This window comes from Arthrobacter sp. 49Tsu3.1M3, from assembly GCF_900168135.1.
Lineage (GTDB): Bacteria > Actinomycetota > Actinomycetes > Actinomycetales > Micrococcaceae > Arthrobacter.
The window spans coordinates 45,430-67,335 of record NZ_FUZD01000004.1; the positions used below are offsets into that span (position 1 = coordinate 45,430).

Annotated in this window: 22 protein-coding genes; 4 read left to right on the top strand and 18 right to left on the bottom strand. The window is 67.6% G+C overall.

All coding sequences use genetic code 11. The annotated features are described in order from the left end of the window. Positions 1-55: 55 nt before the first annotated feature. Positions 56-1,141: a translation initiation factor IF-3 gene (gene infC, locus B5X90_RS06815; protein ID WP_372702874.1), complete on the bottom strand. Its 1,086-nt coding sequence runs from the start codon at positions 1,139-1,141 to the stop codon at positions 56-58. A gap of 438 nt (positions 1,142-1,579) precedes the next feature. Here infC and B5X90_RS06820 point away from each other — a divergent pair, with 438 nt between their 5' ends. Next, positions 1,580-1,966 (top strand): DUF1844 domain-containing protein, encoded by a 387-nt coding sequence (locus B5X90_RS06820; RefSeq protein WP_018774440.1) that lies wholly within the window; start codon positions 1,580-1,582, stop codon positions 1,964-1,966. Positions 1,967-2,134: 168 nt separating this feature from the next. Here B5X90_RS06820 and B5X90_RS06825 read toward each other — a convergent pair whose 3' ends face one another. The 8 genes from B5X90_RS06825 to B5X90_RS21575 form a co-directional block, all read right to left on the bottom strand. Beyond that, the gene (locus B5X90_RS06825; RefSeq protein WP_079551294.1) at positions 2,135-3,448 is read right to left on the bottom strand and encodes an MFS transporter; all 1,314 of its coding nucleotides are present in this window, start codon (positions 3,446-3,448) and stop codon (positions 2,135-2,137) included. A gap of 61 nt (positions 3,449-3,509) precedes the next feature. Beyond that, positions 3,510-4,451, bottom strand: coding sequence for an SseB family protein (locus B5X90_RS06830; protein WP_256860097.1), 942 nt, complete (start codon positions 4,449-4,451; stop codon positions 3,510-3,512). Between the two features lie 14 nt (positions 4,452-4,465). Then, positions 4,466-5,212, bottom strand: coding sequence for a bifunctional 1-(5-phosphoribosyl)-5-((5-phosphoribosylamino)methylideneamino)imidazole-4-carboxamide isomerase/phosphoribosylanthranilate isomerase PriA (priA, locus tag B5X90_RS06835; RefSeq protein WP_079551296.1), 747 nt, complete (start codon positions 5,210-5,212; stop codon positions 4,466-4,468). Positions 5,213-5,254: 42 nt separating this feature from the next. After that, positions 5,255-5,413, bottom strand: coding sequence for a hypothetical protein (locus B5X90_RS21240; protein ID WP_164468561.1), 159 nt, complete (start codon positions 5,411-5,413; stop codon positions 5,255-5,257). Continuing rightward, the gene (gene hisH / locus B5X90_RS06840; RefSeq protein ID WP_079551298.1) at positions 5,414-6,163 is read right to left on the bottom strand and encodes an imidazole glycerol phosphate synthase subunit HisH; all 750 of its coding nucleotides are present in this window, start codon (positions 6,161-6,163) and stop codon (positions 5,414-5,416) included. Then, on the bottom strand, positions 6,160-6,786 hold the full coding sequence (gene hisB / locus B5X90_RS06845; protein ID WP_026538327.1) for an imidazoleglycerol-phosphate dehydratase HisB: 627 nt from the start codon (positions 6,784-6,786) through the stop codon (positions 6,160-6,162). The genes hisH and hisB overlap by 4 nt, the downstream gene beginning before the upstream one ends. 70 nt (positions 6,787-6,856) lie before the next feature. Further along, the gene (locus B5X90_RS06850; protein ID WP_079551300.1) at positions 6,857-7,975 is read right to left on the bottom strand and encodes a histidinol-phosphate transaminase; all 1,119 of its coding nucleotides are present in this window, start codon (positions 7,973-7,975) and stop codon (positions 6,857-6,859) included. A gap of 67 nt (positions 7,976-8,042) precedes the next feature. Continuing rightward, positions 8,043-8,528 (bottom strand): LysM peptidoglycan-binding domain-containing protein, encoded by a 486-nt coding sequence (locus tag B5X90_RS21575; protein WP_256860098.1) that lies wholly within the window; start codon positions 8,526-8,528, stop codon positions 8,043-8,045. 361 nt (positions 8,529-8,889) lie between these two features. Here B5X90_RS21575 and lexA point away from each other — a divergent pair, with 361 nt between their 5' ends. Beyond that, on the top strand, positions 8,890-9,639 hold the full coding sequence (gene lexA, locus B5X90_RS06860; RefSeq protein WP_079551705.1) for a transcriptional repressor LexA: 750 nt from the start codon (positions 8,890-8,892) through the stop codon (positions 9,637-9,639). Between the two features lie 111 nt (positions 9,640-9,750). On the opposite strand, the gene B5X90_RS06865 is transcribed toward lexA, so the two are convergent. Further along, positions 9,751-11,901, bottom strand: coding sequence for an ATP-dependent DNA helicase (locus tag B5X90_RS06865; protein ID WP_306292820.1), 2,151 nt, complete (start codon positions 11,899-11,901; stop codon positions 9,751-9,753). Continuing rightward, complete coding sequence (hflX, locus tag B5X90_RS06870; protein WP_079551303.1) at positions 11,894-13,492, bottom strand: GTPase HflX; 1,599 nt, start codon at positions 13,490-13,492, stop codon at positions 11,894-11,896. The genes B5X90_RS06865 and hflX overlap by 8 nt, the downstream gene beginning before the upstream one ends. 563 nt (positions 13,493-14,055) lie before the next feature. Here hflX and B5X90_RS06875 point away from each other — a divergent pair. After that, positions 14,056-14,670 carry a class I SAM-dependent methyltransferase gene (locus tag B5X90_RS06875; protein WP_079551305.1) on the top strand — a complete coding sequence of 205 codons (615 nt, stop codon included), beginning with the start codon at positions 14,056-14,058 and terminating at the stop codon, positions 14,668-14,670. Here B5X90_RS06875 and dapF read toward each other — a convergent pair. From dapF to B5X90_RS06905, 6 genes are all read right to left on the bottom strand, one after another. Further along, positions 14,651-15,604, bottom strand: coding sequence for a diaminopimelate epimerase (gene dapF, locus B5X90_RS06880; protein ID WP_079551307.1), 954 nt, complete (start codon positions 15,602-15,604; stop codon positions 14,651-14,653). The genes B5X90_RS06875 and dapF overlap by 20 nt on opposite strands. Before the next feature lie 51 nt (positions 15,605-15,655). Further along, positions 15,656-16,591 (bottom strand): tRNA (adenosine(37)-N6)-dimethylallyltransferase MiaA, encoded by a 936-nt coding sequence (gene miaA, locus B5X90_RS06885; RefSeq protein WP_079551309.1) that lies wholly within the window; start codon positions 16,589-16,591, stop codon positions 15,656-15,658. 112 nt (positions 16,592-16,703) lie between these two features. Next, complete coding sequence (gene miaB, locus B5X90_RS06890; RefSeq protein ID WP_256860099.1) at positions 16,704-18,248, bottom strand: tRNA (N6-isopentenyl adenosine(37)-C2)-methylthiotransferase MiaB; 1,545 nt, start codon at positions 18,246-18,248, stop codon at positions 16,704-16,706. A 157-nt stretch (positions 18,249-18,405) separates the two neighbouring features. Then, positions 18,406-18,891, bottom strand: coding sequence for a regulatory protein RecX (locus B5X90_RS06895; RefSeq protein WP_079551314.1), 486 nt, complete (start codon positions 18,889-18,891; stop codon positions 18,406-18,408). A 136-nt stretch (positions 18,892-19,027) separates the two neighbouring features. Continuing rightward, a complete protein-coding gene (recA, locus tag B5X90_RS06900) occupies positions 19,028-20,080 on the bottom strand; it encodes a recombinase RecA (RefSeq protein ID WP_018774457.1) in 1,053 nt (350 codons plus the stop codon). A 376-nt stretch (positions 20,081-20,456) separates the two neighbouring features. Continuing rightward, a complete protein-coding gene (locus tag B5X90_RS06905) occupies positions 20,457-20,693 on the bottom strand; it encodes a DUF3046 domain-containing protein (RefSeq protein WP_079551316.1) in 237 nt (78 codons plus the stop codon). Positions 20,694-20,734: 41 nt separating this feature from the next. On the opposite strand from B5X90_RS06905, the gene B5X90_RS06910 reads away from it, so the two are divergent. After that, positions 20,735-21,244: a MarR family winged helix-turn-helix transcriptional regulator gene (locus B5X90_RS06910; RefSeq protein WP_079551318.1), complete on the top strand. Its 510-nt coding sequence runs from the start codon at positions 20,735-20,737 to the stop codon at positions 21,242-21,244. A gap of 99 nt (positions 21,245-21,343) precedes the next feature. Here the strand turns inward: B5X90_RS06910 and B5X90_RS06915 are convergent, their stop codons facing one another. After that, the gene (locus B5X90_RS06915; RefSeq protein ID WP_026538316.1) at positions 21,344-21,796 is read right to left on the bottom strand and encodes a helix-turn-helix domain-containing protein; all 453 of its coding nucleotides are present in this window, start codon (positions 21,794-21,796) and stop codon (positions 21,344-21,346) included. Positions 21,797-21,906: the final 110 nt, after the last annotated feature.

Consider the following 21,906-nt stretch of genomic DNA (forward strand, 5'->3'; position numbering starts at 1 on the left):
TGCGGGCGGCGTGCTGGTTGTCTGCTGCCGGACATTGCTGTCCGGCAGCCGTGAACTAGTTGGTCTTCTTGGTGCCAGGCTTGGCGGCTGCCCGGGGGGCGGCCGGCCGTGCGGCGGGCTTCGGCGCTGCGGGCCTCGGTACCGGCTTCGGAGCGGCAACCGGTTTCGGTGCTGCTGCCGGAGCGGCTGCCTTTTCCTCGGGAGCCTTCGCTGCCGCCGGGGCCGGAGCGGCCTTCGGAGCCGCGGGAGCCTTGGCAGCGGCAGGCTTCTCGGCTGCCTTCGGAGCCGCCGGAGCCTTCGCTGCTGCAGGCTTCTCAGCCACCTTCGGAGCCGCCGGAGCCTTCGCTGCTACCGGCTCCTCGGCCGCCTTCGGAGCGACCTCCGTCGGCGCGTCCTGGGCGGGGGCCACGTCGGCCTTGGTCTCTTCGACCGGAGCCGCTTCAACCTTGGCTTCTTCAACCTTGGTCTCTTCAACCTTGGCTTCTTCGGCGGGGGCCTCAGCTGCGGGTGCCTCCGACGATACGACGTAGCCTTCCGGCAGGAGGTCGGACAGCGTCTGGGTCAGCGGGGCGTTGCCACCGGAAACATCGACGCGTCCCGAAGCCTTGGCTTCGTTCTCAGCCTTGGCTTCTGCGCGCTGCGTTGCGCGGCGTGCCTCCGCCTTGGCTTCGGCCTTGTTCTTCAGCGGGCCAACCACCATGACCATGTTGCGGCCATCGATGCGCGGGCTGGACTCCACCACACCAACTTCGGCGACGTCGTCGGCGAAGCGCTGGAGCAGGCGGATGCCCATCTCGGGGCGCTGCTGCTCGCGGCCGCGGAACTGGATCATGGCCTTGACCTTGTCACCGGCACCGAGGAAGCGGAGCGCGTGGCCGCGCTTCGTTTCGTAGTCGTGGGTGTCGATCTTCAGGCGGAAACGGATTTCCTTCAGGACCGTGTTGGTCTGGTTCTTCCGGGCCTCGCGTGCCTTGACAGCGGCTTCGTACTTGTACTTGCCGAAGTCCATCAGCTTGCACACCGGAGGCTTCGCCTGCGGTGCAACTTCAACGAGATCAAGATCGGACTCGGCAGCCAAACGCAGGGCATCCTCAATACGGACAATTCCTACTTGTTCGCCTGCAGGGCCGACCAGCCGCACCTCGGGGACGCGGATACGCTCATTGATTCTTGGCTCGCTAATGTTAAAGCTCCTGTGTTCGTGAGGGGTATTCCACCGGCAAAAAGAGAAGGCCCCCAATTGCCGGAGCAATCGAAGGCCTCGAGATCGGAACTGCCGCCCTCAATGGGGCAACATGCACTTCCTGGGGACCGGAGTCCGAGGTAGTGCCCGACCAGGTACCCGGCAACCTTGACTCCTGGAGAGGAGGGGCTTCCCGAAGGAAGTTTCGCGGCTGACGCGGGTGGGAGAGAACTCCGCTTGCAAACTAAAGCCAACTCTACAGAAAGACACCCGCTCAACGCACGTATGCGTCGCCGGGCGCCAACTTCAGTGACTAGCACTGTCAGTCAGAACAACTGCATTCTATAAAAGCTTGAGAATAACGACATTTAGTCGGTCTGTGACAAGCTTACCAGCATGAGCACTTCAGATAGTAATTCCCACGTCTTCGAGCCCGCGGCCGCCCAGGCGGACGTCTCGCAGCAGATCCGCGACATCTCGGAAGTCCCGTCGATCGAGGTCATCACCACGGCCGCCGTGCACCTGATGAGCGCCGCCGCTGTAAAGCTCGGCCTCGCCGCCGAGGAAAATGCCCAGGAACTCAAGGACCTGGACGAGGCCCGCAAGCTGATCACCGCCCTCGCCGGTCTGGTGACCGCGGCGGCGCCCGAAATCGGCTCACAACACGCTGGACCGTTGCGCGACGGACTCCGTTCGCTCCAGCTGGCCTTCCGCGAAGAATCGATCATCCCGGACGCTCCCGGCAAGGGCCCGGGCGAGAAGTACACCGGCCCCGTCAACTAAGCACTCTTCAGCCAGGACATCGCCGGCGTGCGGACCACCCAGGTCCGCCCGCCGGCGTCGTTATTTTCCGTTCGGTGGATTTCCCGCTCGCACGATTTTCCGTTCGCGGGTTTCCCGTCCGCACTGCCAGGCGCGTGCCCGGATTGGCGCAGTGGGGCCGGCCCGCGTTCAGACGCGGGCCAGGCGGCTGCGCCGGACCTGTTGCAGGGCCAGCCCCACCAGGCAGAGGGCCACACCCGCCAACCCCACTGAGACGAAGCCGGCCGACGGGCCGACGAGGTCGATGAAGAGCCCGGCAAGCGGCGCGCCCAGGGCCACCCCGCCGGTGAGCGATGACCCGTACCAGCCCATGGCCTCGCCGCGCCGGCTTTCATCCACCAGTTCTGCCACCTTTTCCGAGGCCGCGGACAACACCGGCGCGCACAGCAGACCCGGCAGCAACGCGAGCAGGCTGAGCGTCCAGACGTCGGTCGCGAAGGCCATCGGGATCGTCAGCGCTGACATGCCCAGCAGCAGGAGGATCGGGGAAATGGCCCGGTGCATGGCACCGTAGAGGACGCCGCCCACCACCGAGGCCGCGCACCAGAAGAGGAATACGATGCCGATTTCGGCCTGGTGGCCGCCGGTCTGGAGCGCCGCGACGATCCCGACGTCGGTGCCGCTGAGGACCATGCCGGCACCGGCGCCGACGGCAAACACGGAGGCTACGGCGGCGGTGAACCAGCTGAAGTTGTGGATGACCCTGTGGCGCAGGCCGGAGCCCCGCCGGCGGCGCTCCCCGGCGGCGGCCGCCAGGGGTGCCAGTTCGGCTGCGGCTTCCTGCAGGCGGGCCGGCGCGGCGGCGACCACTGCGGCTTCCGCGCACTCCAGCTCCTGCGCCTCCAGCCCGGCGTCCGGGGAAGCACTCCGGGTGGGCGGGTTGAACCACATGAGGAAGAGCCCGGAGACGGATGTGGCCACTCCCACGACTGTCAGGCCCAGGACGGACTGGCCGCTGGTGGCGACGACGGCGCCGACGGCCGGGCCGATCATGAAGACCAGCTCGGTGGCGATTGCGTCGAGCGCAAAGGCAGTCCGGCGCTGTTCCCCGGGGGCCAGCACGCCCAGCGACTGCCGCACCACGCTGAAGATGGGCAGGGTCAACAGGCCCCCGATGAAGACCAGGGGCAGCAGGGCCTCGTACGACACGTGCGGCACGATCGACCAGATCACGGCCTCGGAGACCACGGACGGAATGAGCGCTTTTCTCAGGCCGACGGTGTCGACCCGGCGTCCGCGCCAGGGCGCGCCGACGGCGATACCGATCGTCATCACGGCGGCGGCCGCTCCGGCCGCGGCGTAGCCCTGGCCGAGGGTCAGGACGATGTGCAGGGTCAGCAGGACTCCGGCCGCCGAGTGCGGTATGCGGGCGATCATGCCGACCAGCAGGAGGCGCCTGATGGGCCGGACGGCCAGCAGCTGACGGTAAAGCGCGAAATTCACGGACTATATCCTTCTGGTACTGCCGCGGCAGCACCGGGAGGTCCCCCCGTTGGGCCGTCAGCTATGGTGCTGCGCGCTGCAGCTTGACCTCGATCGAATCAACCCGCTCGGCAAAGATTTCATTCCGGGCCCAGGCGTTGTTGAGGCCGGCGACGATCGACTGCACGCCGGCGGCGTCGAGACCGTCTTCAAGGTAGAGGACCACACGGAGTTCCGGGCCGGCTCCCCCACCGGGGAGCCGCCTGCCATCGGCCGTGGCCGAGGCAACTCCACCCCCCGGATGAATTTCAACACGGCGGACCGCCGGAAAGCCAACCGCGCCTTCCCCGAGTGCTCCCGCGAGATCGGGATCGGCGTACGACGGCGTCCAGGGCTGCTGCTGGGCGAGGGCCCAGACTGCCGGCCGGCGGACCACGAACGTCACTTCCGAGCCGGGATCGAGCACGAGCAACTCCGCGCCCTCAGCGACAGCTGACAAGGCGGCCCGGGCCGCGTACACGGCGACCGGCCTGGCCTCCGGGTGCCACGCCGTCAGTGACGCCGCCGAGGTGAATACCGGCATGGCCGTCCGCCCGTCCGGCGCCTTGAGCGTCACCAGGGCCATGTCGGCCTGCTTGTCCGAGTGCAGCGGATCCCCGTGGGGGCCGGCCGCGGCCTCGCCTTCTTCGGCGAGCTGGGCGAGAATCGGCACGAATACCCGGGCGGTGGCCAGCGCGGCCACCACGGCCGCCTCGTCGCCGGTGCCCGCGGCGAGGCTGGACAAAGCCGCCAGATAGCCGGCGTCGGCGGTGCCGTCGTCGTCGTCGAAATTGTGGATCTTGGCGTCATCGCCGGACAGGCTGCGCCCTGCCCAGGGTTGGCCGGCGGAGTCGGTGGCCCCGCCCGCGCCGGCAAGGGCCGCCGCAATGTGCCCGGGCAGCTGCCTGACGGGACCAGCCCCGGTCGCCTCCTGCACTGCCGCAGGAGGGTTACTCGGGTCGTGGGCGTCGTGGGTGTGCGTCATTGGCGTCTTCGCCGCTAGCGGCGGCCGGCGACGTCGAGGGCCTCGGGCAGGGTGAAGTTGCCGTTGTAGAGGGCCTTGCCGACGATGGCGCCTTCGACGCCGAGCGGCACCAGGGAACGCAGGACCTTGAGATCCTCGAGGCTGGAAATGCCGCCGGAGGCGACCACCGGCTTGCCCGTTTTCTCGACCATCTGGCGCAGCAGTTCGACGTTGGGACCCTGGAGCGTGCCGTCCTTGGTCACATCGGTCACGACGTACCGGGCGCAGCCGGCGTCCTCAAGGCGGCCGAGCACGTCCCAGAGGTCCCCGCCTTCCTTGGTCCAGCCCCGGCCGGCGAGGGTGGTGCCGCGGACATCCAGGCCGACGGCAATCTTGTCGCCGAAGCGCTCGATCACCCGGGCCGTCCATTCCGGGTTCTCCAGTGCCGCCGTGCCCAGGTTGACGCGGGCGACGCCGAGGTCGAGGGCCTTCTCAAGGGATTCGTCGTCGCGCAGGCCGCCGGAGAGCTCCACCTTGATATCGAGCCGGCCGACGACCTCGCGCAGGAGCTCGGCGTTGGAACCGCGCCCGAACGCGGCGTCCAGGTCGACCAGATGCACCCATTCAGCCCCCTGCTGCTGCCAGTTGAGGGCGGCCTCCAGCGGGGTGCCGTAGCTCGTCTCGCTGCCGGCTTCGCCCTGTACGAGCCGGACGGCCTGTCCGTTGACGACGTCGACGGCGGGCAGGAGCTCGAGTACGGGCAGCGGGGTTTCGGTGGTCATCGTGGAGTCCTCAGCTTGGGGATGGTGGTGGGGAGGGGGCGGTCAGGACGCCGGCAGGGTCAGGAGGTAGGCGGCCAGCAGCGACATGCCGGCGAGGATGTAGAAAACGATCTGCACCCAGAGCGGACTTTTCTGCTGGCGGAAGGAGATCCCGCCGCCAACCAGCAGGCCGGCCACGCCCATGAGCACCAGGGACCACATTTAGGCGGTCCCTTCCGGGGCTGCGGTCCGGTCCGGGGCTGCGGGGCGCAGGCCCTGGACCCAGTTGCGCAGCAGCCGGGCGCCGGCGTCGCCGGACTTCTCCGGGTGGAACTGGGTGGCACACAGCGGGCCGTTTTCCACGGCCGCGATGAACGGGGCACCGTGGTCGGACCAGGTCACCAGCGGTGCAGCCATTCGCGGCTGGATGACGTCGAAGTCCCACTTCTGGACACCGTAGGAGTGCACGAAGTAGAAGCGCTCGCCCTCGACCCCGGCGAAGAGCCTGGACCCTTCGGGGACGGCGACGGTGTTCCAGCCCATGTGGGGCACGACGTCGGCAGGCAACAGTTCCACCTTGCCGGGCCACTCCCCCATGCCCTCGGCTTCGGTGCCGTGTTCGACGCCGGCCTCGAACAGCACTTGGAGCCCGACGCAGATGGCCAGCACGGGGCGGCCTCCGGCGACTCGGCGGCCGATCATGCGGATGGCGTCAACGGCCTTGAGTTCGCGCATGACGGTTTCGAAGGCGCCGACACCGGGGACGACGAGGCCGTCGGCATTGAGGACATCTTCAGGCTTGGAGCTGAGGATGACTTCGGCGCCGGCCCGCTCGAGCGCGCGGACGGCGGATCGGACATTCCCGGAGCCGTAGTCCAGCACCGTGACGGTGGGCTTTCCCTCCGGGGAGACCGGCTTGGTCGCGGCGGCTGGGTCGATGATGGCCCCGTCTCGGAGCAGCGGGCCGGTCACAAAGCACCCTTTGTCGACGGGATGCCTTCGACGCGGGGATCCGGCTCGACGGCTGCGCGCAGGGCACGGGCAAAGGCTTTGAACTGGGCCTCGACGATGTGGTGGGGGTCGCGCCCGGCAGTGACGTTCATGTGCAGGCAGATCCCGGCGTGAAGGGTGATCGCCTCGAAGACGTGGCGGGTCAGGGAGCCGGTAAAGTGGCCGCCGATCAGGTGGTATTCCTGGCCTGCCGGCTCGCCGGCGTGGACCAGGTAGGGACGGCCGGAGACGTCCACGACAGCTTGCGCGAGGGCCTCATCGAGGGGAACGGTCGCCTCGCCAAACCGGCGGATCCCGGCTTTGTTGCCCAGGGCGGTCCGCAGAACCTCGCCGAAGGTGATCGCCACGTCCTCGACAGTGTGGTGGACATCGATGTGGGTGTCGCCGGTGGCCTTGACGGTCATGTCAATCAGGGAGTGCTTGCTGAGGGCCGTCAGCATGTGGTCGTAGAACGGGACCGACGTGCTGATGTCTGAAACGCCGGTGCCGTCCAGGTTGATCTCGACCAGGACCGAGGACTCACTGGTGGTCCGTTCCATGCGTGCGGTCCGGCCCTCGGCGGTGGTGGATCCGGTGTTGCTCATGTAGATGTGTCCTTTGGAAGAAGGCAGGGTGTTGGGCAATCTGCGGGGACGATCGGGCTCCCCACCAAGTCTAGGCCTGCGGCTTTGCGGAGCCGGCCAGGATGAGTTCAAGCGCCTCCAGGAAGGCTGTGGTTTCCGTCTCAGTGCCGGCGGTGACGCGAAGGTGCCCCGGAATGCCCACGTCGCGGATCAGGACACCGGCCTCCAACATGCGCTGCCAAACCTCATGGGGGTTCTCGAGGCCGCCGAAGAACACGTAGTTGGAATCGGACGCGGCCGGCGTCAGGCCCAGCCGCGTCAGTTCCGACACGATCCGGTCGCGCTGGCGCTTGATGTCCTCGACGTCCGCCATGAGCGCCTCCCGGTGGTGCAGGGCAGCCAGGGCCGCGGCCTGGGTGATGGCGGAAAGGTGGTACGGGAGACGGACCAGGCGCAGGGCATCCGCGACCTCCGGGGCCGCGGCCATGTAGCCGAGGCGCGCGCCGGCGAGGGCGAAGGCCTTGCTCATGGTGCGCGAGACAATGAGCCGCTCCCGGCCAGGCAGCAGCGTGAGGGCACTGGGCGTGCCGTCGTGGGCGAACTCGTGGTAGGCCTCGTCGACGATCACGATGGTCTGGCTGGCCTCGCCGGCGTCATAGACGGCCTCGACCACATCAAGGCCCAGCCCCGTTCCGGTCGGGTTGTTCGGGGAGCAGAGGAAGACAATGTTGGGCTGAAGCTCGCGGACTTGCTGTGCCGCCGATTCCGCGCTGAGCCCGTAGTCTGACGCGCGGGCCCCGACGATGTATTCCGTATCCGTGCCGGAGGCCAGCAGCGGGTACATCGAATACGTGGGAGGGAACCCGAGGGCCGTCCGGCCGGGGCCGCCGAAGGCCTGGAGGATTTGCTGAAGGACCTCGTTGGAACCGTTCGCGGCCCAGATGTTCTCCGCGCCCAGCCCATGGCCAAGGTATTCTGCGAGGGCTTCGCGCAACTCGGTGAACTCGCGGTCCGGATAGCGGTTCAGCCCGGCTGCGGCGGCGCTCACGGCCTCTGTGATCGCGGCGCGGACATCGGCCGGGACCCCATGGGTGTTCTCGTTGACGTTGAGCAGGATGGGGACGTCCAGCTGCGGCGCGCCATACGGACGCAGGCCACGCAGATTGGTTCGGAGGGGCAGTCGGTTGAGGCGCTCAAGCTGGTCAGTCACGTGACCAGTTTAAGTGGTAGCGGGACGGGCGCTGAAACTGTGACGCCCGCGACGGCACCCGAGGTGGTTACTTGGACGGGACGAACAGCTGCTGGCCCGGCATCACACGCGCGGCGTCCAGATTGTTCAGCTGCACGATGTCGGCCACGACGTCGCGGGGATCGCGCTCCGGAGCCACCGACCCGGCAATGGCCCAGAGGGACTCCCCTGGTTGGACTGTGACGGATACGGTCGGAGTCACCGAGAGCTGGTCCGCGGAATCTGCCGCTTTCGCGGGAGCGTTGAGGAATCCGCTGAAGGACAGGACGAACGCCGCCAGCAGGATCAGGGGGACGCCGAAAAAGACGAAGCGTCCGCGCCGGGTGAGCCGCAGCGGCGGCTGCTTGGTCCGGCCGGCGGAAACCGCAGCCGTGGCTCCTCGCGGCGCCTGCGACGGTGCGGAGCCGCGGCGCCGGGCGTTGAGCGGGTACACGTTGCCGTGACGGGAGCTGCCGCGGTGGCGGGTCGTGACGCCCTGAATGTTGGTGCCGTCAAACGCGCTTGAAACTGACATGAACTGAGCCCTCCTGGACCATAAGTTGCCGCCCGGCGTACTCACGTACTCGCCGCCAACCGGCCGAACCTTCGAACATAGAACCGAACATCGCTTGCGAACCCAGATCGTCGGAATCGAACACATATTCGAATCTTGCTATGTCTGTTTTAGCACTTACTAACGAACGATGTCGAGACTCGCTAGAACAAATGTTTGAAAAAGGTCTGTGGCTGGCCTATTTTTGAGGGACAGGACAACCACTTTCGAACTCCCGTGGGAGTTCATTCGTAGTTGATCAGCAGGGTCTGACATTTCAGGCCGGAAGTTCCCGGTGACAGCAGCCACGGCAGCCGGGCGGAACGGAAAGGCGTTGGCGAACATGGCAGCACAAGCCACCGGCGGCAGGGCCACCCCACGGAGCCCGCAGCCCGCCCGGGCCCCCAAGAGCCTCACCGTCCGGCAAAAGAAAATCCTGGAGACCATCCAGCGGTCCGTTACGGACAAGGGCTATCCGCCGTCCATGCGGGAAATCGGCGACACCGTCGGTCTCGCCAGCCTGTCGAGCGTGACCCACCAGCTCTCCCAACTGGAAAAGCTCGGCTACCTGCGGCGTGATCCGAAGCGGCCCCGGGCCATGGAAGTGCTCATGCCGCTGACCCTGGACGAGGGGACCACGCCGATATCGGGTATCGAGAAGTCCAGCCCCTTGCGGGCCGTCGGCGGCCTGTCGGTAACCGAGCTCGCCAGCGCCACTGACACGGCAATGGTGCCGTTCGTCGGACGCATCGCCGCCGGCGGGCCGATCCTCGCGGACCAAGTGGTGGAGGACGTCATGCCGCTGCCCCGCCAGCTCGTGGGCCATGGCGAACTCTTCATGCTCAAAGTGGCCGGTGATTCGATGATCGACGCCGCCATCTGCGACGGCGACTGGGTGGTTGTCCGCCGCCAGGGTGATGCCGTGAACGGCGACATCGTTGCCGCCCTGCTGGACGACGAAGCCACTGTCAAGACATTCCGCCAGCGCGACGGCCACACCTGGCTGTTGCCGCAAAACACCCAGTACGAGCCCATCCTGGGCGACCACGCCGTCATCATGGGCAAGGTCGTCTCGGTGCTGCGCTCGCTCTAAACTGCGTTCGCTCTAAACCGCGCTCCCTTTAGCCAACCCACGCCAGGCCGCCAGTTCGGAGCGGCCACCCCGCGGCGGATTTCCGCGCAGGGTGGCGGCCCGGTTTGGGGCCTAGGCCTTCGCGGAGTCTTTCGCCAGGCGCTTCAGGGCTGCCATGGCTATCGATGAATCGGTGGTGGGCCAGAACGGCGGCAGCGCGGCGCGCAGGAAGCCGCCGTAACGCTCCGTGGAGAGCCGTGAATCCAGCACAGCCACCACGCCCTTATCCGAGGTCGAGCGGATCAGCCGACCCGCGCCCTGCGCGAGGCGGATGGCTGCGTGCGTCGCCGAGACTGCCATGAAGCCATTGCCGCCGGCCTGGGCAACGGCCCGCGAACGTGCCGTCATCAGCGGGTCGTCCGGCCGCGGGAAGGGAATCCGGTCGATGACCACCAGCCGGCAGGACACGCCAGGGACATCGACGCCCTGCCAGAGGGACATGGTGCCGAACAAACACGTGTCAGGTTCGTCGGCAAACTGCCGCACGAGCGCCGTCATGGTCGATTCCCCCTGGCACAGGATGCTGAGGCCCAGCCGGGGCCGCATAGCCTCGGCTGCTTCCTCTGCGGCGCGCCGCGAGGAGAACAGGCACAGGGCGCCCCCGCCGGAGGCGCGGATCAGCTTCTCAAGTTCGTCCAGGGCCTCGGGGGACGTTCCTCGGCCGGGTTTGGGCAGGTGCCGGGCGACGTAGAGGATGCCCTGCTTCGGGTAGTCGAACGGGGAGCCGACGTCGACGCCGGTCCAGCTCGGGGCGCCGTTGCCAACCAGGCCCAGGCCGCCGGCGGCGGGTTCGAAGGCAGCGCCGATGGCCAGTGTGGCCGAGGTCAGGATGACGGTGTGGTCCGCGAACAGGCCCTCGCGCAACCGTCCTGCGACGCTCAGCGGGGCGACATTGATCAAGGCCGGCGCGCTCTCGTCCGGCTGGGAATAGCCCTGCGCCGGGTCGAAGCTGCTGTTGCGCGAGAACCACACGACTTCGCGGTTTTCGCGCGCGGCCAAGAGGCGTTCACAGAGTTCCAGGATCACCATGAGGCGCGAGCGGGCCAGCTGCCGTCCGCCGTCCGCCGTCGTCGAGCTGTCCCCCTTGGAATCGGACAGCGCGGCGCGGCACGCGTCGCGCAGCTGGTCGATGCAGTCAAGCTGCTCGCTGTTCAGGCCATTGGGCATCAGCCCGCTGGGGACGCCGTCGATGGCCAGCTCCAGGTGGGCAACGGCATTGTTCAGCGCATCCACGGTGATGCCCGTGTGCTTCCGGGCCCCGGACGCGGCGGCGTGCACCATCGCCACGGAGAGCTGGCCAGTGACCGCACCCGTGACGCGGTCCTGAAGTTCGTGTGCTTCGTCCACCACGACGACGTCGTACTCGGGCAGCACCGCCAGGCCCTCGAAGGCACTGACGGCGAGCATGGCGTGGTTGGTGACCACGACGTCGGCATCGGCGGCGTTCTGCCGTGCCAGCTCGCTGAAGCATTCGGCCGCGAGCGGGCATTTCTGCGCACCGAGGCACTCCATGGAGGTGACCGAGACCTGGCGCCAGGCCCGGTCCGTGACGCCGGGCATGAGCTCGTCGCGGTCCCCCGTGGCGGTTTCCTCGGCCCATTCGCGCAGGCGGACAACTTCCTTGCCCAGCTGGGAGGACGGCCCGCCAAGTGCGGCAGCGAAATGCGGCACGCTGGTGTCTTCGCCGAGGGAAAACAGCTGTCCCTCGGAAGGTTCTTCGGACGGGAACCCGCCCTCGAGTTTGTGCCGGCAGACGTAGTTGGACCGGCCCTTGACCAGGGCGACCTTGACGGGCCGCTCCAGGGCAGGCGTGATGGTCTTGAGCAGCCTGGGCAGGTCACGGCCCACAATCTGCGTCTGCAGCGCCAGGGTGGCGGTGGAGACCAGCGTGGGTTTGTTGCTGGTCAGCGAATGCGCGATCAGCGGAATCAGGTAGGCCAGCGACTTGCCGGTGCCGGTGCCGGCCTGGACCAGCAGGTGGTCGCCGCTATCTATCGCGCGCGCCACCTGCCGGGCCATTTCATGCTGGCCATCGCGGCTCTGACCGCCCATGCCGGACACGGCACGGTCGAGCAGCTTTACAACAAACTCCTCGCCGGCCGCGCCAGCAACCGAACCGGCGCCGGTGTCTGCTTCGGCTGATCCAGCTTCAGCTGGATCGGCGTCAGTTGAATCGGCGTCTGCCGGTTCGGCGTCGGCCCTGGTCACCGCGGCCTCAGTCATTGCTGATGAAGGGATCCAGTTCGGCGGCGAGTCCTTCACGAACCATCACCACGGCGCGGGTCCCGGTTTCCTCGTGGTCGAGGCTGAGGATCTCGGCGTCGCTTTCGTGGAGCTTGCTGATCAGATCCCCGCGGTTGTACGGGATGAGCAGTTCAAGCTTCACGCTGGGCCGCGGAATGCCGTCGCTGATGGCCTTGAGCAGTTCCGGAATGCCTTCGCCGGTGCGGGCCGAGACCACCACGTGGCGCGGCTCGCGCTGCTTGAGCCGTTCGACCACGAACGGGTCAGCGGCGTCGGCCTTGTTCAGGACAATGATTTCCGGAACCTTGCGCGCGTCGACTTCGCTGAAGACCGTCCGGACAGCGGCGATCTGGCCTTCCGGATCCGGGTGCGAGACGTCCACGACATGCAGGATCAGGTCAGAGTCGGCCACCTCTTCCAGCGTGGAGCGGAATGCCTCCACGAGCTGGGTGGGCAGGGAACGGACAAAGCCCACGGTGTCGGCCAGGGTGTATCCCAGCCCGTCAGCGGTTTCGGCCTTGCGGACGGTGGGGTCCAGGGTGGCGAACAGGGCGTTTTCCACCAGCACCCCGGCATCGGTCAGCCGGTTCAGCAGCGAGGACTTCCCGGCGTTGGTGTACCCGGCGATCGCGACAGAAGGCACGGCATTACGACGGCGGTTGGCGCGCTTCGTTTCCCGGGCAGGCTTCATGGCGGCGATTTCGCGCCGCAGCTTGGCCATCCGGGTGCGGATCCGACGGCGGTCCAGTTCGATCTTGGTCTCACCGGGACCACGCGAGCCCATGCCGGCACCGGCGCCGCCCACCTGGCCACCGGCCTGGCGGGACATCGACTCACCCCAGCCGCGCAGGCGCGGAAGCAGGTATTCGAGCTGAGCGAGCTCCACCTGTGCCTTGCCTTCACGGCTCTTGGCGTGCTGGGCGAAAATGTCCAGGATCAGCGCTGTGCGGTCAATGACCTTGACCTTGACGATGTCCTCCAGGCCGCGCCGCTGGGACGGGGCCAATTCGGCGTCGACGACGACGGTGTCGGCGCCGGTGGACATCACGATGGCCTTGAGCTCCTGTGCCTTGCCGGAGCCGAGGAATGTCCCGGGATCGGGCTTGGCGCGCCGCTGGACGAGCCCGTCGAGGACCTCGGAGCCGGCCGTCTCAGCGAGGGCGGCAAGTTCGCGCAGGGAGTTCTCGGCGTCCGCGAGGGTGCCCTCGGTCCAGAGGCCGGCCAGGACGACGCGCTCAAGGCGCAACTGCCGGTATTCGACCTCTGTGACGTCTTCGAGTTCGGTGGACAGGCCGGCCTTGCGGCGCAGTGCGTGCCGTTCCTCAAGGTCCTGCTGGTCGCCGTCGAAGTTGGTGTAGACCTCGTCCAGGCGGGAGATGGCCTGCGCCTTGCCGAGCACCGACGTCGGGCTGTTGGTACCAGCGCCGGCGGCGGTGCCGTGGCTGGTGCCGCCGCCGCGGCCTGGGGCGGGGGTGTCCTTGGAAAGGATCCGGTCGATTACAGCTTGAATCTCCTCAGGGCTCATGTCCTGGGCTGCTGAATCGGGTCCGGTGTTGGGGTGGCTGGTCATGGTCTCCTTTAAAGGTTCGGCTCTTTCACAATAGTGCCGATTGTTGCTCTGTGGGGCGGTATTCGCGCTGGGCTGACGGCGGGGGGTCATGCGGGCCTCCTGGAATGCCTGCGGCAACGGCGCCGGGGCAGGGCTGGCTCCGTGCGGAGCGGCGGCTGGGTGAGGATGGGAGCGGCAAGAAATGCGCGCGGCTGTGGGGAACACAGTGAGGTAGTTGTCGTCCGCTGGGCCTCGGATCAGCCGAGGAGTGCCGCGCCCCTGAAACACGGTGCCTGAGAAACACGGGCACCGCGCAACACACGTCTGGGAAACAGAGTGTCTGGGACAGCGGCTGGATTCCAAGTGGTGCGGGGGCCCGCGGGTGAGAAAACTCACCCTGCAATGGCGCACTCAGCGGAAGGCGTTTACCTGCGTCGCTACGGAGTCCCTCGAGTCCCTGACAAAGGACGGGACGGGACCGTGCCGGCTACTTGGAGATCAGGATCATGTTTTGTAGCGTAGCAGACGCCGGCGCCCCGGCCCGGTTTCCCATACGGGCTGGCCGCGAACTAATCTGGCCCATTATGGAGTCTGCACACTATTTCAGCGCCCAGCCGGCCGGGCCCTTCACCCGTAAGCCGCTCACCGTGGATCTTGCCGGTGAGACGCGCCGGCTGCAGACGTCCTCGGGGATCTTCAGCCCGGACGGGATCGACAAGGGAACGGCCGTGCTGCTCGCCGATGTCCCGGCGCCGTCGCCGCAGGGCAACCTGCTGGATATCGGCTGCGGTTGGGGACCGATCGCCCTGACCATGGCCCTGCGGGCACCGCACGCCCAGGTCTACGCGGTGGACGTGAACGAACGCTGCGTGACCCTGACCAATGAAAACGCCGGGCTGTTGGGGCTGCGCAACGTATCCGCCAGCACGCCGGACGCCGTGGACCCCGACCTGCGCTTTGACACCATCTGGTCCAACCCGCCGATCAGGATCGGCAAGGATGAGCTTCATGCCCTCCTGCGCCTGTGGATTCCCAGGCTGGCGCCGGGCGGATCGGCCTGGCTCGTGGTCCAGAAAAACCTCGGCTCGGACTCGCTGCAGCGCTGGCTCTCGGCGGAGCTCGACGCCAGCTTCAACGTGACCCGGGAGAGCACGTCGAAGTCGTTCCGGATCCTTCGAATCAGGAAAGCGTCCCGCTAGCGACGATCACGGCCGGGCCGCTGAGTTCGACGTGTTCGTGCCCCTCCGGGCCCAGGAAGAATTTCACGCCGACGACGCCGCCGGGGACGTGGACGTTCCACGCGTCCGGTGCGCCCTGGCCGGCCCAGTGGCGAATCGCGACGGCGGCGGCGCAGGCGCCCGTGCCGCATGACTGGGTCTCCCCCACTCCGCGCTCGTGGACCCGCATGGTGATGGTGCCGGTGCCGTCGTGGACCAGTGGTTCGGAAGGCACAACGAATTCGACGTTGGTGCCGTGCGGCGGCGTCGGGTCCACCCGGGGGGCCGTGAACAGCTGCGTGGCCTCCAGTTCGGCAGTTTCGGCCAGGGCCACGACGGTGTGCGGGTTGCCCATGCTGACGGAGAGGGCGGGCCGCGCCACTTCAAGCCCGTCGGCGCTGACCAGCGAGTCCATGGCCCGCGCGGTCGCTTCGCCCGGGAAAATGAATTCCCAGGGGCCCATGTCCACGGCGTAGCCCGCAGCTGTCCGGACGATCGTCTTGGCACCGCCCCGGGTTCCAATGACGAGCGATTCGCCGGCCGGCAGGTCCACGAGGCCTTCGGCGATGAGGAAGTGCACAAAGACGCGGACGCCGTTGCCGCACATCTCGGAGAGCGAGCCGTCGCCGTTGCGGTAGTCCATGAACCACTCGGCATCGGGGTGCGCGGTCAGCAATTGCAGTCCCTCCGGCAGGAGCCGGGAAGGCACGGCGCGGATCAGGCCGTCGCCGCCGATGCCGCGGTGCCGGTCGCAGAGCGCCGCGACGTGCTCCGGGCTGAGCTCGAGCGTGCCGTTAGGGTCTGCGATCAGGACAAAGTCGTTGCCCGTTCCGTGGCCTTTGGAAAACTTCAGACCGCTCAGCGGTGCGGTATCGCCGGCAGTACGGTCAACGGCTACGGCTTGGGATTCGTCCATGCTCCAAGGTTACCGTTCCGCCCCGACCGCTCCCGCCCCGTGGCCTAAGCGCTACGCCGGAGGCAGAACCGTCGTAGCCCGGCAGAGGCCGGCAGCCGCGGCCACGAGGTCAGGATCGTGCCAGCCCAGCCAGGTGACCCGGGGATCCGCCCGGAACCAGGTCAGCTGGCGGCGCGCGAACTGCCGCGTGGCGATGATGGTTTCGTCCGCGGCCTGCTCCACGTTGGAGGCACCGTCGAGCACCCGGAGGAACTGGGCGTAGCCGAGGGCCCGCGGCGCGGTCCGGCCGCTGCGTAGCCCTGCGGCGTCCAGCCGGCGGACTTCGTCCAGGAGCCCCCGGTCCACCATCGCGTGGACCCGGTCGGCCAGGCGCTGCCGGAGCAGTTCCCGGTCCACCTCGAGTCCGATCTGGACGGCAGGCTGGAAGTATTGACGGGCCGGCATGAAGGAGCTGAATGGCCGCCCGGTGAGCTCGAAGACTTCCAGGGCGCGGATGATCCTGCGCTCATCGCCGAGTCTGCCTGCGGAGACGGGGTCCACTGCCTCGAGCCGTTGCCGCAGGGGCGCGGGTCCCGCGGTAGCCAGTTCCGCCTCGAGCCGGCCGCGGATGCCCGGGTCCGTGCCGGGGAATTCCAGGACATCAAGGGCGGCGCGGACGTAGAGTCCGGAGCCGCCGGCCAGGATGGCCCGCTTACCCCGGCCGTGGATGTCGGCGATCAACGCCCGGGCCTGCTGCTGGAAGTCCGAGACGCTCGCTTCCTCGGTCACGTCCAGAATGTCCAGCAGGTGATGTGGCACACCGCGCCGCTCCGCCTCGGTGATCTTGGCGGTGCCGATATCCATGCCGCGGTAGAACTGCATCGAGTCGGCGTTGATGACTTCACCGTCGAGTTCGAGGGCGAGGGAGACGGCCAGGTCTGATTTGCCGGATCCTGTGGGCCCGACGACGGCGATCACCGGCGGCGCGGCCGGCTGTGCCCCCGGCACCGACGCAGTTTGGGACGTGTCCTGGCGGACTGTGTCCTGTTGGGCTGCGTTCTGGACTGCTGCGTTCTGGACTGCTTCGTTCCGGGGGGCGCCCTGAGGGCCGGGCACGGCGCTAACGGCCGCGGACCGGGAGGCTGGGCATGCCCAGCGACACGCCGGAGGTGCCCGACGCGCTAGTCTTGCCCGCGGGGCTAATCTTGCCCGCCGGGCCAGCGCCGCAGGAATCTGCCTGGGAACGGTCCCAGGCATCGCCGGCGCGGGACCGGCGCAGGCTGTAGTCCTCGGCCGAGGCGGGGTCGGAGACGAGATGGAACGCCGCCGCCTCCGTGATGATGACGGTCACCAGATCGCCTGGCCGGGGCGCTTCGGCTCCAGCGGGCACCGAGAAGTGCACCAGCCGCTGGTCCTGGGACCGGCCGGAGAGGCGGTGGGTTTCCCCAGCCTTGCGGCCCGACTGGGCCGTCACCATGACCTCGACGCGGCGGCCAAGCTGCCGGGCGTTTTCCTCGGCGGCAATCCGGTCCTGCAGGGCAGTGAGGCGCTCGAAGCGTTCCTGGACCACGGCCTTGGGCAGCTGGTCCGGCAGGTCCGCGGCGGGCGTGCCCGGCCGCTTGGAGTACTGGAAGGTGAAGGCGGTGGCGAACCGGGACTTCTCCACGACGTCGAGGGTGGCCTGGAAGTCCTCCTCGGTCTCGCCGGGGAACCCGACGATGATGTCGGTGGAGATGGCGGCGTGCGGGATTTTCTCGCGGACCTTGTCCAGGATGCCCAGGAACTTGGTCGAGCGGTAGGACCGCTTCATGTCCTTGAGGACCTTGTCCGAGCCGGACTGCAGGGGCATGTGCAGCTGCGGCATGACGTTGGGGGTCTCGGCCATGGCGTCGATGACGTCGTCGGTGAAGGCCGCCGGGTGCGGGCTGGTGAACCGGACCCGCTCCAGGCCAGGGATGTCGCCGCACGCACGCAGGAGCTTGGAGAACGCCTGCCGGTCGCCGAATTCGACGCCGTAGGAGTTCACGTTCTGGCCCAGCAGGGTGACCTCGATGGCACCGTCGTCCACGAGCGCCTGGATTTCGGCCAGGATCTCGCCTGGGCGGCGGTCCTTTTCCTTGCCCCGCAGGGCCGGGACGATGCAGAAGGTGCAGGTGTTGTTGCAGCCCACCGAGATCGATACCCAGCCTGAGTAGACGGAGTCCCGCTTGGTGGGGAGGGTGGAGGGGAAGACGTCCAGCGATTCGAGGATCTCCAGCTGGGCCTCATTGTTGTGGCGGGCCCGGTCAAGCAGCGCCGGCAGGGCACCGACGTTGTGGGTGCCGAACACGGCATCCACCCATGGGGCCTTCTTGAGGATGGTCTCCCGGTCCTTTTGTGCGAGACATCCGCCCACGGCGATCTGCATTCCGGGGTTGGCTGCCTTGACCGGGGCCAGGATGCCGAGGTTGCCGTACAGCTTGTTGTCGGCGTTTTCCCGGACCGCGCAGGTGTTGAAGACCACGACGTCGGCCAGCTCGCCGGCGGAGGGGACGTAGCCTGCGGCTTCCAGCATGCCGGCCATCCGCTCGGAATCGTGCACGTTCATCTGGCAGCCGAAAGTGCGCACCTGGTAGGTGCGGGGCTGGGCCGGGACGGGACTTTCCGGTGCGGAAACGGGGTCCACACCCAATGTCTGGGGCCCTGCCGGCTGCACCGCCGGAGGCGCTGTTGAAGAAGTCGTGCCGGCTGCTGGGGAGGGAATGGTAAAACTCACCTGTTAAGGGTAACGGGTAAGGGTAGCGGGCAGCGGCCGGGCCGGCGCAGACCCCGCCCCAGCGGCCCTAGTCCCCGTCCCCTGCATGGCCGGCGGCAGCATCGAGCACCTCGCCCACCACCCGGAAGGCGAGCGACGGCTGGTATCCCTTGCGCGCCAGCATTGAGGCGAGGCGACGCGTAATTTTGTCGCGTTCGGCACGGTCTTCGCCGCCGGTGAATCCCCGCAGCTTGCGCTCCACGAGCTCCCTGGCGGCCGTTTCCTCGTCGGCGTCGCTGAGCTGATCCAGTGCGCCGGCAGCGATCTCCGCGTCGATGCCCTTGTCCGCAAGTTCGCGCCGCAAGGCCCCTTTGGCGAGCTTGCGTGTCTGGGACCTGCTGCGGACCCACATGTCGGCGAACTCGGCGTCGTCAACCAGCCGCACTTCCTCGAAGCGGTCCAGCACGGCCTCCGCGACGTCCTCGGGGACGTTGCGCTCGGCCAGCTTGCGCGAGAGCTGCAGCCGGCTCTTGGGCGAATTCGTCAGCTGCCGCAGCACGATGGCACGCGCCACAGCCGCGGGGTCCGCGTCCCGGTCCTGCCCGGCCGGCGAATCCGCGCCATCGGTGCACGCCGCCGGCTGGTCGGGGCCGACAAAGCCGGGGGCAGGATTCCGTGATGGAAATCCTGCCCCTTGGCGCCGCCGGCTGTTAGAAGCCGTCAACGGCCTTCAGCTTCGGAGATTCCTCGGTCTCGGCCGGGGCTTTGACGCCAACGCCGAGCTTTTCCTTGATCAGGCGCTCGAGTTCCGCCGCCAGCTCCGGGTTGTCGCGCAGGAAGCGGCGGGAGTTCTCCATGCCTTGACCCAGCTGGTCGCCATCGTAGGTGAACCAGGAGCCCGACTTTTTGATCAGGCCGTGCTCGACACCCATGTCGATGATGCCGCCCTCACGGGAAATGCCCTGGCCGTAGATGATGTCGAACTCGGCGATTTTGAAGGGCGGGGCCATCTTGTTCTTGACGATTTTGGCCTTGGTGCGGTTGCCGACGGAATCGGCGCCCTCTTTCAGGGTCTGGATGCGGCGGACGTCGATGCGGATGGAGGCGTAGAACTTCAGCGCCTTACCACCAGTGGTGGTTTCCGGGGAGCCGAAGAACACGCCGATCTTCTCACGCAGCTGGTTGATGAAGATGGCCGTGGTCTTCGTTTGGCTCAGGCGGCCGGTGATCTTACGCAGGGCCTGGCTCATCAGGCGGGCCTGCAGGCCCACGTGGCTGTCGCCCATGTCGCCTTCGATTTCCGCGCGGGGAACGAGGGCGGCCACGGAGTCGATGACGATGACGTCAAGGGAGCCGGACCCGATAAGCATGTCCATGATTTCCAGCGCCTGCTCGCCGGTGTCCGGCTGGGAGACCAGGAGCGCGTCGGTGTCGACGCCCAGCTTGGCGGCGTATTCCGGATCGAGGGCGTGCTCGGCGTCGATGAAGGCGGCAATGCCGCCCTGGCGCTGGGCATTGGCAACCGCGTGCAGCGCGACCGTGGTCTTACCGGATGATTCCGGACCGTAGATTTCCACGACGCGGCCGCGGGGCAGGCCGCCAATTCCCAGGGCGACGTCCAGTGCGATGGACCCGGTCGGGATGACTTCGATGGGTGCACGGACTTCATCGCCAAGGCGCATGACCGAGCCTTTGCCGAACTGCTTGTCAATCTGGGCAAGCGCTGCGTCGAGCGCCTTCTGGCGATCCGGGGCTGCGGCCATGATTCACACCTCTAATACTTTCTCGCTGTGGAGTGGCCGTGGAGGCCTTTGTCTGTCATCACTGACGCTACTGGCACCCTCCGACAAAGTTGTCGGGAGAACCACGTATGTGGAAAACGGTCTGAAAAAAAGCATATCGCTATCCGAACAGATATTCGAACAAGCGGGCGGCGTGTCAGGCGTCAGCGGGGCCCATCCGGCGTCACCGCCACGGCGCCGGCGGCGTGTCAGGCGTCAGCGGGGCCCAGCCGGCGTCACCGCCACGGCGCCGGCGGCGTGTCAGGCGTCAGCGGGGCCCAGCCGGCGCGGGCGGCGTGTCAGGCGCGAGCGGGGCCCAGCCGGCGTCAGCGCCACGGCGCCGGCGGCGTGTCAGGCGTCAGCGGGGCCCGGTGGTGTCACGGGGTTTGACGTCCCGGCCCAGGCGGCGTTCCTGCGGGACGTCCTGGACGTCGCACACGGCAATCCACACCTGGCGCGGCGGAACGCCGGCGCTGAGGGCCTGGTCCGCGGTGCGGCCCCCGACCCCAGCCAGGACCAGCGAACTGCTCAGGACGCGGGAGTATCCCGCGCCGAACTCGTCGTCCATAAGCCGCCAAAAGTCACTGATTCGCACGAGTAAAGTCTCTCACGGCCCGGGACTCTAGAATGGTTGCCATGAGCAACCCAACTGAGTCCGCGGGAGATCCCGCTCCCGATACCGCCGGCGCGGACGCCGCCCTGGACGCCGTCGAGAACCAGCTGAGCCTGCTCTGGCGCCGGGGACGCTCTATTTCCCATCAACTCTCGCGCCAGGTCCACCCGGACATGGAACCCGCCGCCTACGGCCTGCTCAGCGTGATCCGCCAGCAAGGCCCTATCCGGTTGACCGATCTCGCCTCCTGCATCGGCGTCGGCAAGCCATCGGTGAGCCGGCAGATCGCCTTCCTCGAGGGCCTCGGGCTGGTGTCGAAGGAGGCTGACCCGCTGGACGGCCGGGCACAGGCCATCCGGTTGACGTCCGAAGGCGAGGAAAGGATGCACCAGGTCCAGGACGCGCGGCGTGAGGTGTTTCGGGAACGCCTGGCGGAATGGCCGGCCGAGGATCTGCAGGCTTTGGCCATGTACATGGCCAAGCTCAATGCCACCTACGAGCGCGACGGTTTCCCCCGGGACGAGACCGCCTGACTCCTCCACCGGGAACCCTGATCACCGACACACGTCAAAGGACCTCCGGCCTGGGCCGGAGGTCCTCTTTTGTGTCTTAGGTCTTAGGTGGGCTGGCGGCTAGCGCGCTCCGGAAAGGAGGCCCTTGGCCAGCTCGTCGGTGAGATCGGAGTTGAGTTCCCGGTCGAGGTCGCGGCCATAGCGCTGCGCAAACTCCTGGGGAACAGTGTCCGGAACCGCGACGCCCTCGGCGACCGCGACGCGGTCGCTGACTTCGCGGAGCATGCTCGAAAGCGGAACATCGAGGGCCGAGCAGATCGAGGAGAGCAACTCCGAGGAGGCTTCCTTCTGGCCGCGTTCCACTTCGCTCAGGTAGCCCAGGGAAACGCGGGCACTGTGCGAGACTTCGCGGAGCGTACGGCCCTGGCGCTGGCGGACATCGCGCAGGACATCACCGATTTCGTGACGTAGTACAACCATCTTGCGCTCCTTCTGTTCGCTCTTGGCCTGATCGGCGAGGCCCACATCCTTCCAGCGGACAACGCCGTTTACGGATACGGGCTGCTTTACCATCTGTATCGCCTTGCTCCTCGTACTGTCGAGTCCGCCGGTGGGGGCGGACTCTGCTGATGATTTCATCCTAGGCGCCTCCCTCATTTGGAAGCGACACAATGTAACAACTA